The 12,944-nt window shown below is 70.2% G+C and carries 10 protein-coding genes; 4 read left to right on the forward strand and 6 right to left on the reverse strand.

Annotation, left to right across the window (positions count from 1 at the left end; all coding sequences use genetic code 11):
• Positions 1 to 98 precede the first annotated feature (98 nt).
• Positions 99 to 3,125 (reverse strand): tetratricopeptide repeat protein, encoded by a 3,027-nt coding sequence (locus AC0NH5_RS19870; RefSeq protein WP_474405846.1) that lies wholly within the window; start codon positions 3,123 to 3,125, stop codon positions 99 to 101.
• Between the two features lie 172 nt (positions 3,126 to 3,297).
• On the opposite strand from AC0NH5_RS19870, the gene AC0NH5_RS19875 reads away from it, so the two are divergent.
• The gene (locus AC0NH5_RS19875) at positions 3,298 to 3,912 is read left to right on the forward strand and encodes an alpha/beta hydrolase (RefSeq protein ID WP_474405849.1); all 615 of its coding nucleotides are present in this window, start codon (positions 3,298 to 3,300) and stop codon (positions 3,910 to 3,912) included.
• Positions 3,913 to 4,035: 123 nt separating this feature from the next.
• The gene (locus AC0NH5_RS19880) at positions 4,036 to 4,320 is read left to right on the forward strand and encodes a hypothetical protein (protein ID WP_474405851.1); all 285 of its coding nucleotides are present in this window, start codon (positions 4,036 to 4,038) and stop codon (positions 4,318 to 4,320) included.
• Positions 4,321 to 4,328: 8 nt separating this feature from the next.
• Here the strand turns inward: AC0NH5_RS19880 and AC0NH5_RS19885 are convergent, their stop codons facing one another.
• Positions 4,329 to 5,144, reverse strand: coding sequence for a CE1 family esterase (locus AC0NH5_RS19885; RefSeq protein ID WP_474405853.1), 816 nt, complete (start codon positions 5,142 to 5,144; stop codon positions 4,329 to 4,331).
• Between the two features lie 79 nt (positions 5,145 to 5,223).
• Here AC0NH5_RS19885 and AC0NH5_RS19890 point away from each other — a divergent pair, with 79 nt between their 5' ends.
• Positions 5,224 to 5,808, forward strand: a complete 585-nt coding sequence (locus AC0NH5_RS19890) for a TetR/AcrR family transcriptional regulator (RefSeq protein ID WP_474405856.1) — start codon at positions 5,224 to 5,226, stop codon at positions 5,806 to 5,808.
• A gap of 357 nt (positions 5,809 to 6,165) precedes the next feature.
• Here AC0NH5_RS19890 and AC0NH5_RS19895 read toward each other — a convergent pair whose 3' ends face one another.
• From AC0NH5_RS19895 to AC0NH5_RS19905, 3 genes are all read right to left on the reverse strand, one after another.
• Positions 6,166 to 7,662, reverse strand: coding sequence for an Nramp family divalent metal transporter (locus AC0NH5_RS19895; protein ID WP_474405858.1), 1,497 nt, complete (start codon positions 7,660 to 7,662; stop codon positions 6,166 to 6,168).
• A 222-nt stretch (positions 7,663 to 7,884) separates the two neighbouring features.
• Positions 7,885 to 8,763 carry a S41 family peptidase gene (locus AC0NH5_RS19900; protein WP_474405861.1) on the reverse strand — a complete coding sequence of 293 codons (879 nt, stop codon included), beginning with the start codon at positions 8,761 to 8,763 and terminating at the stop codon, positions 7,885 to 7,887.
• A gap of 185 nt (positions 8,764 to 8,948) precedes the next feature.
• Positions 8,949 to 10,253 carry a carbohydrate-binding protein gene (locus AC0NH5_RS19905; RefSeq protein WP_474405863.1) on the reverse strand — a complete coding sequence of 435 codons (1,305 nt, stop codon included), beginning with the start codon at positions 10,251 to 10,253 and terminating at the stop codon, positions 8,949 to 8,951.
• 157 nt (positions 10,254 to 10,410) lie between these two features.
• On the opposite strand from AC0NH5_RS19905, the gene AC0NH5_RS19910 reads away from it, so the two are divergent.
• Positions 10,411 to 11,862 carry a hypothetical protein gene (locus tag AC0NH5_RS19910; protein ID WP_474405866.1) on the forward strand — a complete coding sequence of 484 codons (1,452 nt, stop codon included), beginning with the start codon at positions 10,411 to 10,413 and terminating at the stop codon, positions 11,860 to 11,862.
• A gap of 10 nt (positions 11,863 to 11,872) precedes the next feature.
• Here AC0NH5_RS19910 and AC0NH5_RS19915 read toward each other — a convergent pair whose 3' ends face one another.
• Positions 11,873 to 12,940 carry a winged helix DNA-binding domain-containing protein gene (locus AC0NH5_RS19915; RefSeq protein WP_474405868.1) on the reverse strand — a complete coding sequence of 356 codons (1,068 nt, stop codon included), beginning with the start codon at positions 12,938 to 12,940 and terminating at the stop codon, positions 11,873 to 11,875.
• Between the last annotated feature and the right edge of the window lie 4 nt (positions 12,941 to 12,944).

Consider the following 12,944-nt stretch of genomic DNA (forward strand, 5'->3'; position numbering starts at 1 on the left):
CGGGTGCGACACCGGGCCGCTGCGCCGCTTCCGGCCGAGCTGCCGTCCCCGGCCTCGAAGCAGCCCGGTCACGCTGAATCCACGCGAACGAGAAAAATCTAGGGTCGCGAGCCCGGGAGATCCCGGGAGACCGGCTCGGCCGCCTCGACGTAGGTGGTCACCAGGGGCACGACGGCGCGCAACTCGGCCGCCTCGTCGGCTCGCCCCGTCTGCTCCAGGTGGTGAAGCAGGAGCACGAAGGCCGCGATGCTTTTCCGGCCGACCGCTGTGCGCAGGAAGCCCTCCGCCTCCGCGGAGCGCCCTTGCGCGTCGAGGAGCACGGCCAGCCGGTTCAGGGCGGCCGTGCTGCGCAGTCGGGCGGCGCGGCGGTACCACTGCTCGGCCTTGTCCGCCTGACCCCGGGCTTCGCTGCGGACACCGAGGGCGCACATGGCGTCGGGGTGGCCCCGGCGGGCGGCCTCCCTGTACCACCATCGGGCTTCTCGCGTCTTTCCGCGCCGGTCGAGAGCGACCGCGAGATTGACCATCGCCTCGAGGCTGCCGTCGACGGCGCCCTTGCGCCACCACCGCACGCCCTCCCGCTGCCGCCCGAGGCGATAGAGCAACGCCCCGAGGTCGTTCTTCGCCGAGATGCTGCCCGCGTCAGCCGCCCGGCGGAGCCAGCGTTCGCCCTCCTCGTTGCGTCCCGCCGCCACTGATCGAGCCCCGAGCCGGGTCATCGGCTCGAGCCGGCCCGCCGCCGCCGCTCGCTCCAGCCACTCGCGACTCTCCGGCTCCCGGCCGGGAACGCGGCGCACGAGCCACCACAACCAGTATTTCGCGTCGGGGCTGCCGGCCTCGGCGGCACGCAGCAACCATCGCTCAGCCTCGTCCAGACGGCCCTGATAGGACAGCGTGACGCCGAGGGCGACCATCGAGTCGCGATCTCCGCCCTCGGCGGCGGGCCGCGCCGAGGACTCGACGAGCCGGTCGTGCAGACGGGCATGGCGGAACTGATAGGCCGCACCGACCCGTCGCAGGATTCCCCGCCGGTAGGAGTCGTCGAGGAACGCCATGAATCGCAGCGGCAGGCCGTGCCTCGCGTGGACCAACCGGGAGGCCGAAAGCTGCCCCCAGGCAGTCGCGCACAGGGTGACCACCAGCGCGAACGAAGCGGCCGTCAGCATCGCCGCGCCCAGTGCCGGGACGTTGGCCGGGGCGAAGGGCGTCGGCAGGGTCAGCAGCATCGTCACGACGAGCGCCATCACTGTGCCACGTGTGAGAGCGGCGTACCGGTCGCCCCGTAGAGCGGCCCGGGCCTCCGTCGCGGCGATCGGCGGAGCCGCCTCGTCCCTGCGGGGAAGGCCGAGGACGAAGAGCACGAAGAGCACCATCAGGACGACGGTGGCCAATGCGGGAAGCGCCGCGCCGGCGAGAGCGGCTTGCAAAGAGGAGGCATCCGGCGAGGGCTTGCTCCAGTAGGCGTAGATCGAGTTGCCGGCCCCGCCGACCGCGACCCCGGCGAAGGCGTAGGCGAGATATGGGGCGAACACCACTGGCCGGAGTGCTCGGCGACCGTCGTCGACACTGAGAGCCTGCCGCCACCGCAGAGGCAGGCTGGTGGCGGCCGACCACGCGACCGGCATCGGTGCGGGCAGCACCATCACTCCCAGTAAGGGCAGGCCGAAAGCGGCGAGGCTCAGCACAGTGAACGTCGTCGCGGTGACGATCCGGCCGGGCTCGCCCACCCACACCGCAAAGACGAGGCAGACCAGAGCAGCGGCGGAGCAGTACGCCGCCAGGACCACCGCCGTGGCGACCGGCCGGAACCGCGGCAGTTGCCACCATTCGATCTCGCGTAGCCCATGGTTCTGGAACTCCTGCGCAAGCCGGCCCAGGCGTCGGCGAGCCTCCTCCGCCGTCCAGTCGAAACGCGGGCGCGACGACGTGCCGTCCGCCGGGCCTGGTGGTCGGGCGTGGTAGGCCGAGATGACCAGCTGATCCAGCAGGCGGTTCTCGATGGCCGTCCGGTCGGTGACACGGAGCAGCTCAGCGGGATCCCAGTCGCCGCCGCGGTAGGCGGCGCGGGCGAGGCTGACCATCAGCGCGGTGGACAGCGCTCGGGCGAGCGGGCCGTCGGGCTGCTCCCGCATCTGCTCGATGACCGGCGCCCAGCGAGTGGCGGCCGCGTCCGGCGTGGACAGATAGGATGCGACATCATCGAGATCGAGCGGATCGATCTCGATCACCGCGGCGCTGCCCAGAACCGTTCCGTCCTCGGCGACGGCCGCTTCGTACTCGGGGCCCCGGCACGTCAGCACGAACGGCCGGTCGTTGGCGAAGGCCCGTTCGATCTCGGCGATGGCGCCCGCGTGGTGGGCGGGGGGCAGCTCGTCGAAACCGTCCAGGACCGGCAGCACCCGGCCGCCGGAGACGAGTTCCTGGCCGACGCCCGGCCCCGCGGCGGAGATGCCCGGGTACTCCTCGGCCAGTCGCCGGCCTAGCCAAACCATGAGGTGTTCCTGGAGCGGATTCCACGACGAGAGCGACAGCAGCACGGGCACCGGCTCCACCGTGCCCTCGCCTCGGCGGAGCAGGCCCAGGGTGAGCAGGATGGCCAGAGCCGTCTTCCCGGTTCCGGGAGCGCCGAGTACGACAAGCTGACGTCGGGGCAGCGCCCGGTACCGTTCGACGATCTCGGTGGCGCTGCCGTGCAAACGGACCCGCGTCGGCCGGCCCCCGACACCGTCGCCGGCGACCGCTTCGGGGGCGGGAGCGACGGGACGCGCGGTGGCGGTCCACCGCACCGCGATGGGCGCCGGCTGATACAGGCCGCGCAGGCCCGCCTCGTCACTCCATTGGTCACGGACCGCGGACGCCAGAATGGCGGCGCAATTCCGCAGCCGCTCCTCGCCGGGGATCTCGTCGGCGTTGCGACTGCCACCGACGAGCCAGAACAGGCCGGCCAGGGTCAGGACGAAGGTCAGGACGGCGAGGTATCCGGAGACGACGCTGGCGACCTTGTCGAGGGTGTCGAGCCGGTCCGAGCCCCCGTGCCGTCCCCACAGCAGAACGGCGCTCAGACCACACAGCGCGGCGAGGGACACGAGCCGGCCCCGGCGCGGGCCGGTGCGACGGCGATCCACCACTCCACTGTATTAAGCCGGGGACCGGTCGCCGTACTCCGATCGGCCGGACCTCGGGTCTGGTGGGCCGTGCACGCGAGCCGCGAGAATGTCCCACCGCTCGCGCCCGGCGGGCGCCCTGCGGTCCGGACCCGGGTCGCGGACATCGGGGAAAGATAGTTGACTCGTCGGCATGTCGATATGGACCAGTGAACTCGCCGGCACGCTGCACCACGAGAGCATCGACTCGGCGGTGCTGCGCGACAACCCGCTCGGCGACCCGCACGTGCGCCCGCTCTGGGTCTATACGCCGCCCGGCTACGAGCAGGGCGACACGCGGTACCCGAGCATCTACGTCATCCAGGGCTACACCGGCCAGGTCACCATGTGGGGCAACCGCCAGGCGTTCCGGCAGCCCTTCATCGAGACCGCCGACGAGGTTTTCACCCGCAAACCCGGCTGCATCCTCGTCTACGTCGACGCCTGGACGGCGTACGGCGGATCTCAGTTCGTCGACTCGCCCGGCACCGGGAACTACCACTCGTACCTCTGCGACGAGATCGTCCCCTGGGTCGACGCGCACTACCGCACCATCCCCGGCCGCGAGTCCCGTGCCATCACCGGCAAGTCCTCCGGCGGCTTCGGCGCGATGATCACCCCGATGCTGCGGCCCGACCTGTTCGGGGCGCTCGCGACCCACGCCGGCGACGCGCTGTACGAATACTGCTACCTCAACGAGTTCGCCAAGGCGACCCGGGCGCTGCGCGATTATGACCACGACATCCAGGTGTGGTGGAAGGACTTCTAGTCCCGGGTCGCCTTCACCAAGGAGGAGGACCTGACACTGAGCCTGGTCCTGGGCTGCACCGCTGCGTTCTCCGCCGACCCCGACGGCACCCCGCGGCTGCCCTTCGACGCGCGCTCCGGTCAGTTGATCCCGGAACTCTGGGACCGCTGGCTCGCCTGGGACCCGATCCGCATGATCGACCAGTACGCCGCCCAGCTCCGCTCCCTGCGCGCCGTCTGGATCGACGCCGGCACCCGCGACGAGTGGTTCCTCGACCTGGGCGCCGAAGCCTTCCGCGCCGGCCTGGAGCGCGTCGGCGTCCCGGACGAGAAGATCGCCTTCGAGCTGTTCCCGGCCAAGCACGGCGGGATCGACTACCGCTATCCGCTGGCGGTGGCCTGGCTCGCCGACCGCCTCGAACGGGACTAGGGCTTCCTTCAGATCCCGAAGAACTGCGCGATCGCTGTGGCGGCGTGCACCTTGGTGGCGGTACGGCCCATCAGCGCCGGGGACGGCTTCGGACCCGGAACGGTGTGACCACCGCCGTGCACGGTGTACAACGCCACCGGCGCGTGCCCGTCCTGCCGATGGTCGATCCGGCTCACCCGCGGCCCGGCACTCCCGCCCGGCACCTCCGTGACCACCGGCGGCGCGGTGATGCCGTTGCGGGCGGCGAAATACGCGGCGGTTTCCGGTGCGGACAGCATCGCCCCGCCCACCCGGAACACGATTCGTGCCCAGGGAGCCATCTTCCCGCCGCCGTACGGCACGATCCGGTCGCTGGTGCCGTGGAACAGCACCACCGGCTTCGGGACGACCGGCAGCCCCGGCACCAGGAAGTTTTCCGGCGCCGGCTGCTGGGCTGCGATGACCGCGCCGCCGGCGATCAGGTCGGGGCGTTCGTGCAGCAGCCGGATCACCATGCCGCCACCGTTGGAGTACCCGGCCGCGTAGGTCTCCCGCCCGTCGGCGACGCGCTTCACGACGGCCTCGGCGAAGGCCACGTCGTCGATGTCGTGGCGGCGGGCCGGGAAACGGTTGTTCTTGCGGGCGTCGTTCCAGTTGCCCCGGTACCCGTCCAGGTAGGCGACGGCGGTGCGGCCGAGCTGGTCGAACGCGTTGCCGGTGAACCTGCGGAAGACCTCGGCGTTCTGGGTGGAGCCGTGGAAGGCGAGCAGCAGGCGGTCGTAACCGTCGTCCGGCGCGACCAGCGTATAGCTGCGGGTCTGTCCGGCCACGTCGATGGTTTCCATGCGGTCCCCCCACTAAGCGGATGAGCTATCCACTTAAAGGTAGCATGTAGCGGATGAGCTATTCGGTTATCCTTGTCACGTGACGACTCCCTCACTCCGCAAGGACGCGGCCCGCAACTGGAAGCACATCGTCGACACCGCCCGGGAGTTTGTGGACGACGGTGTGCCGCTGCGGCTCAACGACGTCGCCCGCGCGGCATCCATCGGCGTGGCCACGGTCTACCGTCACTTCCCCACCGCGGAAGCGCTGCTGGAGACGGTCGCGCAACCGGGGCTGGAACGGCTCGCCGCGGCGGCCGACCAGGCCTTGGCCGCGGACGACGAGTGGGAGGGGCTCGCCGGCTTCCTGCGCGCGGGCATCGGTGTGCAGCTCGCCGACGCCTCCGTCCAGCCGGTCGTGGCCGCCGCCTCGCACGCGCTGCCCGTGACGGCCGAGCTGGTCACCCACCTGCACGCGGTGACCGGCCGGCTGCTCGACCGGGCCCGGACGGCGGAAGTGATCCGCGCCGGGATCACCCAGGACGACGTGGTCCGGCTGATGTGCGGCGTCGTCTTCGCCGCCGGAGTGCACGCGCGGGCGGACGAGCGGGCCGATCTGACCGGCAAGTACCTCGACATCGTCCTGGCCGGCCTTCGGCCTGATCAGGTCTCCGCCGGAGCATGAGAGGCATCGCGAGTGGGGGCTTCGACAGCGCCATGCCGAGAAGCTCCGGCGCAAGGCGCAAGGTGAATCCAGATCGGTGAGGGGACCACGACATCCAGGTGTGGTGGAAGGACTTCCAGTCCCGGGTCGCCTTCACGCCGACCAGCTCCGCTCCCTGCGCGCCGTCTGGATCGACGCGGCACCCGTGCCTGGGCACTAAGCGATCTAATCGGATATGGCCGGGTCCACGTGGGTCACCGTGCTGTGGTGAGGGCTGGAGCAAGGAAATCAATTTCTCAAGCGTGTCCGGAATGCTGGCCCGGACCAGCATTTCGAGCGCAACCAGCCCCTCGAGGGGCCCCGACCAGGCCATTCGGGTCAGAAGGTGACCAGCGGGTCCCCGATGAAGTCGGCGATGAAGTTGATGAAGAAGAAGCCGAAGAACAGCACGTTGAGCGCCAGGATCACGTAATGCCATGGCCTCGGGCGGGCCGGTTTCGGCAGGCGCGAGTTCAGGTACATCAGCATGAAGGGGTAGATCAGGGCGCCCAGGTTGGACATGTTCGCCGACCACTGGACCAGATTGACCGGCAGGGCAAGATGCAGGACCACCGAGATGATGACCAGCAGCGTGAGCATGAACGGGAAGTAGAACCTGCGCGGGTCGCCCTCGATCAGGCTGCGCAGCCGGGGGCTGGTCGCGTGGGCCGCGTCCGTCGTGACGCGGACCATCGCCTCGAAGATGCCCAGTTGGGTGCTGAAGAGGATGAGCACGCCGACGATCAGGGCGACGTAGAACAAGCCCTGCCCGTACTGGTCGCCGAGGACCGACGCGACGAAGGTGGGGATCTCGGCGGTGGTGGGGCGGCGGCCGGAGACCTCGACCGCGTGGGCCATCAGGATGGTGGGGAGCAGCATGCCGACCATCGCGCCGAGGAAGAAGACGCCCCACATGTCGATCAGCAGGAATCTGTACCAGCGGCGCCAGCGGCCGGCATTCTCCGGGGTGTCGGCGAACGTCACGCCGACGTCGAGCATCCGTTCCTGGGAGCCGCGCAGACCGGAGATGAAACCGGTCCGATAACCCATGCCGTAACCCTTGTCGCGGTAGTGGCCCATCACATACCAGTTCAGTCCGGAGGCCAGCGCGGTGAAACCGGCCAGGCCGCCCAGCTGGGTCGCGGTGATGCCGGCCGGGGGTGCGGCCGGGGTGAAGAAGCCGCGGATGCCTTCCCACCACAGTGCGAACGGCACCACGAACAGGTCGATCAGGACGAGCGCGATCAGGATCGTGCCGACCATCAGCCAGTTCGCCAGCTCCAGGGTGCGGCTGATCCGCTTGGCGAACGCGGTCAGCAGGAACACCACGACGAGCAGCGCGATCGCCCACAGCCGGGGCTCCTCCGCCCCGGGCGGCGCCACCTCGCCGTGCACCAGCGCGTAGACGCCCTGGCCGGCCGACGCCGCCCATCCGCCCGCGATGAACGCGAAGATCACTATGAACACCGACAGCGGCACCCAGAGCAGGTAACCCGGCGGCACCCGGCCCCAGCCGACCACCGGTACCTCGCCGGTGGCCAGCACGTACCGGGAGCACTCCACGTTGTAGAACGTCTGCAGCACGGCCGAGACCACGATCACCCAGCCCACGCCGACGAACCCGAACTGGCCGACGGCCTGCGGCCCGAGCAGCCACTCGCCGCTGCCGATCGAGATGCCGAGAGCGATCAGGCTGGGCCCCACCACGTACATGAAAAGCTGGCGTGGCCCGATCCGCGGAACCCGGAACACCTCCTCCGGCTCCGGCAGGTCACCCACCGCCAGGTCCGGCCGGCTGCGACCCAGGGCATAGCTGCGAACGGTCTCCTGACCCATGACGCGCCTCCTCGGGCGAGAACGCCGATGGGCTCCCAACCTTCGCCTTCCGCCGCGCGGAGGCAAGACCGCGGCGCAAGAGGTGCGGGATCTGGAAACTCTGATCGATACCGGTCGATTCGACAGCCATTATTCAGTACGAACCAGACCGGTCCCGTGGCCACCCCGCGACCTGCCTGCCGGGTCCGGACCGCAGGGCGCCCGCCGGGCGTGAGCGGTGGGTCACCCTCGCAGGCTCGCGTGGACGGCCCGCTCCAGGGCCGCTTCCGCCGCGCACGCGATGTCGGGCCGCACACCGTCACCTTCCCAGTTGCCGCCGGTGACGGTGTCGAACACGGTGGCCTCCGGCAGCATGCCCCACACCTGACGGGTCAGCTGCACCGGCGTGACATGGTCGGCCGCGCCGCGGGTGGACTCACCCACGACGGTCGCCCGGCCCCGCGCCTGCAGGTGATAGGCCAGCGCCTCCGCCGACGAGTACGTCCGCGAGCTGACCAGCACGAACAGCTCCTGGTCCAGGGCGCTCCCGGCCGGCCGCGCCGACGTCCACCACTGCCGGCGCCGATCCCGGTAGACGACCTCCGACAGCTGCCGCGCCTCGTCCCCGAGCAGCATCTCCGCGATCAGCGCGACCGTGCCCGGGTCGCCGCCGCCGTTGCCGCGCAGGTCCAGCACCAGCCGCGTCGCCCCGCGCCCCAGCGCGAACGCCGCCTCCAGGTAGGGCTGCGCGTGCTCCACCGGGTCCAGGGTGTCCAGCCTCAGCACGAACGCGCCGCCCGCGAGCCGGGCCACCTCGCCGACCCCGCCGGCCCGGGCCCGCACCTCCCGCGGATCGACCGCCGGCCACCCCTTCGACTCGGTGTCCGGGTCCGCCGCCCCGGTGTCGGCGAACAGCAGCTCCAGGTGCCGCGAGTGCACCTGCGCGCACGCTTCGACGGCCCGGCAGCTCGCGCTGTCCAGCGGTTCCGGCCGGTCCGCGAACGTCGCCTCCAGATCGGCCACCAGGGCATCGAGGCGCGGGCCGGCCGGCATCAGCCGGTGCAGCCATCCCACCAGGAGCCGGGTGAATGCCGTGACGCTGACAGCCTGCTCGTCGACCATGATCCAACGGTAGGGGACCGCGGGCCCGGCGTCCCGGCTCCCGGCTCTGCCCTCAGCAGAGCCGGGCACCCCGCGCACGGGCCTACCGCTCACCGGCGAAACCGGACCACGCCGGAAAGGGCGCCGCCGGCCCGGGGACGGCCCGGGCCGGCGGCTTGCAGCGGTGTTCCAGCAGGAAGAAGCAGTCAGCGGCCCTGGAGCCGCTTCACGTTGTCGCCGAAGGTCCAGCCCTTCGAGCCGTCCCAGTTGATCGACCAGGTCATCAGGCCCTTGAGGCCGGGGACGCTGTTCCACGCCTGGGTCACCAGGGCCGGCGTCATGTAGCCACCGCCCGCCCCCGGCTGCGCGGGCAGGCCGGGCACCTGCTTGTCGTACGGGATGCGGATGGTCGTGCCCTGGATCGTCAGGCCGCTGGCCAGGCACTGGGTCTGAACCGTGAAGCCCTGGACGGTGCCGGCTGGGTAGGAATCACCGGAACAGCCGTACATCGAACCGTTGTAATACTGGACGTTCAACCACCACAACCGGCCGTTGTCCAGGTACTTCTTGATGATCGGCAGGTACGAGCCCCAGATCGAGCCGTAGACGACGCTGCCGCCGGTCACGTATGCGGTCTCCGGCGCCATGGTGAGCCCGAAGGTCGGCGGCATCGCGGCTAGCACCCCGTCGATGATCCGGATCAGGTTGGCCTGCGAGGTGGACAGCTGGTTGATGGATCCGCTGCCGGTGAGGCCGGTCTCGATGTCGATGTCGATGCCGTCGTAGTTGCCGGCCTTGAGGATCGGCACGATGGTCTGCACGAACCGGTCGGCGACGGCGCTGGAGCTGAGGTCGACGCCGGCGGTCGCGCCGCCGATGGACATCAGGACGGTGGCGCCCTGCGCCTTGGCCGCGCAGATCTCGGCGGGCGTGGGCACCTTCACCCCGGCGTCCATGCCGTTCTCCCAGAGCACGGTGCCGTCCGGGCGGATCACCGGGAAGGCCGCCATCAGCACGTTGTAGCCGTGCTGGGTGATCCGGCTGTCGTTGACCGGGATCCAGCCCATGCCGGGGTGCACACCGTTGGCGGCGCCGTCCCAGTTCTCCCAGTAGCCCTGCAGCACCTTGCCGGCCGGGCGGCCCTTGACCGCGCACGCGGGCTGACTGACTGTCGGCGTAGGAGTTGGCGTGGGCGACACGGTGGGAGTGGGCGACACGGTGGGAGTGGGCGACGGGGAGCCGCCTCCGCTGCAGGAGCCGAGGTCTCGCCACAGGGTCGGGGTCGCGGCCGGGTTCCAGCCGGTGCCCGCCCACGCGGTGTGCGTGACGATGGCCTGATAGAGGTGGGCCTGATAGGTGACCTGCTGCCCCGCGGTGTACGAGACGCCCTCGGCCCAGTTCACCGACGAGCAGGCGACAGCGGCCGCCCCCGCCGGCGAGAAGGCCATCACGGACCCGGTGGCGACGACCATCCCGGCGACGAGCACCATCAACCCGCGTCGAATTCTCATGGCCACATAGTGGCGTTCACATCTTTGAATATCAAGGGTTGTTAACTGTTAACGGTAGTCGCCGGGTGGAATCTGCGGCGGAGTGTCTTCCGCTTGACAGGCCGCCCCACCGGCACGCGCTAGCTTCGTGGCAACAGCGGTGCGCCCGGGAGCAGCCATGGGTTATCGCGAGTCGGAGAATCAACGCCTGGCACGGGTGTACAACGCCACGCGCAAGCGCATCCTGCTGCTCTACTGGTGGGCGCTCTTCGGGGTGTGCCTGCTGCTCTTCCTGTTCTCCGCCGCCCAGTTCTTCAACTGGCGGGACGAGCAGGTGCTCGACGCGCCGCCGGGCGCAGTGGCCCTCTCCTTCGGGAAATCGCGGATGCCGGTGACCAGAACGGTAGTCGCCGACCTCGATACCTCCCGGAAGGCCGGCACGACGGGTCTCGCCGCCTGGCTGGAGCGGGACCCCCTCAACCGTGCGGAACAGTTTCCCGCCCAGCAGATCATCATCAGCGCGACCCCGGTGACGCCGACGACGGTCGTGGTGACCGTCACGGCCGATCCTTGGGCACCCGAACGCGTCGAGTCCGGCGTCTACGCCGAGACCCTCGTCGTGGCCGGCGAAGCGGGCACCGCGGAGATACCTGTCCTGATCGGTGTCGGTCAACGAAGTGGCCGCTGGGCGCTCACCGCCTTCACCACCCTCGTTCTCGGCGCAGGCCTGGGGCTGACCGTCAAGTGGATCACCGAGCGCCTCACCCCGCAGGCGGCGTTGTACCGCAGACTCTCGTCGCTGCGCCGAGCCATGGGCTGGGTCGTGGACGGTCGCGACCTGCCGCTCACCGCCCGGCTGCGCGTGGAGGAGATCGAGGATCTGATCATTCGCCAGGATCTCGGTCACGCCGAGGAGGCGTTCGGGAATCTGGAACCGCGGCGGGACGAGGTGGCGGTACTCACCAGCCAGATAAGCGTCCTGTACGACCAGATCGACAGCCAGGTGGCGGCCATCCGAAGAAGCGAGGAGGTCTCCGGGCTGAACGACTCGGACCTGGCTCTCGCTGAGGCGGTCGTCGACGAGGAGCACCGCAGCCTGATGGAGGCGCAGTCCATCCCCTGGCCGGAGGACGCGGAGCGGACGAAGACCTGTCTCCAGGACCTCCGCAACCGGTTCGTGCTGGCCGGCCAGGTGATCCACTCGTTTCTCCGTGAACCGGAGAACACCGAGTTGCGGCAAGCGATGCGGCACCTGCAATTCGGCCAGTACGACGACGCCGAGACGAGATACCGCGCACGTGACGCGTGGACCGGCGGACCAGCCGAGCCGAAGCGGACGACGACCACACTGGGCAGACGCCGCAGAGTACGGCTCAAAACGCGCAGGGAGCCCATCATGTCCCCCTGGTTCCGGCTGGCTCGGCCACTGGCCGGGATCGCGTCAGTGGTCGTGGTGGCCCTCGTCGGACTGAAGACGCAGTACCTCGACAACCCGGGGTTCGAGAGCAACGTCTCGGCCTGGGTCGGGCTCGGGCTGTGGGGACTCGCGATCGAGCTGAGTGGGGTCGCGATCGTTGACGTCCTCGCCCGGCTGGGCAGCGGCACGCCCGTACCGGGACGGCAGGTCTGATGCCAGGTCGTTATTGCTCGAGCCGCAAGGCAAGTCCGAGGTACGCAGCGAAGCGTTCCCAAGCCGGGCGAGCGTCCTCGATGTCGAAATCGGCCAACGGGTGGACGGTCACGGTGACCGCCTTCTTGCCGATCGTGCGCTTCCATGTGGCCATCACGCGTCCGTCGCGGACCAGGGTTGACTGGAAGACGCCGTTGTTGCCGGGTACCACCGCCGCCAGCTGAACAGGCGTCGCCATCATCGAACGGTCCTTGTAACCCAGCAGATATTCGTCGAAGCCGGGCAGTGCCCACCAGCCGGTCACCGGGCCGGCGTCGAGCGCCTCCGGGTCGGCCCACATCTCGGTGCCGTCGACGCCGACGCGCGCGAGGGACGCCGCCGCCACGCCGGCGCGGGCGTCGGTCATCGGGAGGCTCGTCCAGCCCGCGAAGTCCTTGACCGTCGCGGGGCCGTGGGACCGGAAGTAACGCTGCGCGAGGATCGCCAGGCCCTCCTCGCGGGACGGGCTGCGCCGGGCGGCCGGCACCCACTCGTCGAGCAGGACGAACGTCTGTTCCTTGCCCACGTTCGGTGCGATGGCTGTCAACGAGCGCTGACTCGCGTACCACAGCAGATGGTAGCCCCGCTGACCGCTCACATCGATCCCGCCCGCGGAGAGCGCGGCCAGGCACCCGGATCGCGGCAGCCGGCCGCCGCCGGCCGGAATCGCGGCAGCCAGCAGCTCCAACGCCCGGGTGGCGGTCTTCTCGTCGAGACCGAGGTGTTCCCAGCGCTTCGCGACGGCGGTGAGCTGGCGGACGCCGGTGAGGTCGAGCATCCAGTGCGCGTCGGCGGACGGCACGAGATGGACCGTGCCGCGCATCGGCCAGGTGCGCACGACGGCGCGCTCCTCGGTCGCGGCGACGACGTCCGGCAGGGTCCGGCCGGGCAGCCGCACGCCGAGCGACCAGAGGACGCTGTTGAGGTCCTGCGCCTGCATGGCGCCGAACCACTCGACGACGTCCGCGACGGTGTCCCGCGTGGCGGAGCCGAGCAGCAGGCTGGTCAAGCGGAGGCTCAGTGCCGTAGACGTGTCCACGGCA

Source organism: Actinoplanes sp. 13 (genome assembly GCF_056134165.1).

Coding starts and splice junctions, on each gene's coding strand:
- AC0NH5_RS19885 (WP_474405853.1), bottom strand. CDS start 5,144: ATGGAAACCATCGACGTGGCCGGACAGACCCGCAGCTATACGCTGGTC.
- AC0NH5_RS19900 (WP_474405861.1), bottom strand. CDS start 8,763: ATGGTCGACGAGCAGGCTGTCAGCGTCACGGCATTCACCCGGCTCCTG.
- AC0NH5_RS19905 (WP_474405863.1), bottom strand. CDS start 10,253: ATGAGAATTCGACGCGGGTTGATGGTGCTCGTCGCCGGGATGGTCGTC.
- AC0NH5_RS19875 (WP_474405849.1), top strand. CDS start 3,298: ATGTCGATATGGACCAGTGAACTCGCCGGCACGCTGCACCACGAGAGC.
- AC0NH5_RS19895 (WP_474405858.1), bottom strand. CDS start 7,662: ATGGGTCAGGAGACCGTTCGCAGCTATGCCCTGGGTCGCAGCCGGCCG.
- AC0NH5_RS19910 (WP_474405866.1), top strand. CDS start 10,411: ATGGGTTATCGCGAGTCGGAGAATCAACGCCTGGCACGGGTGTACAAC.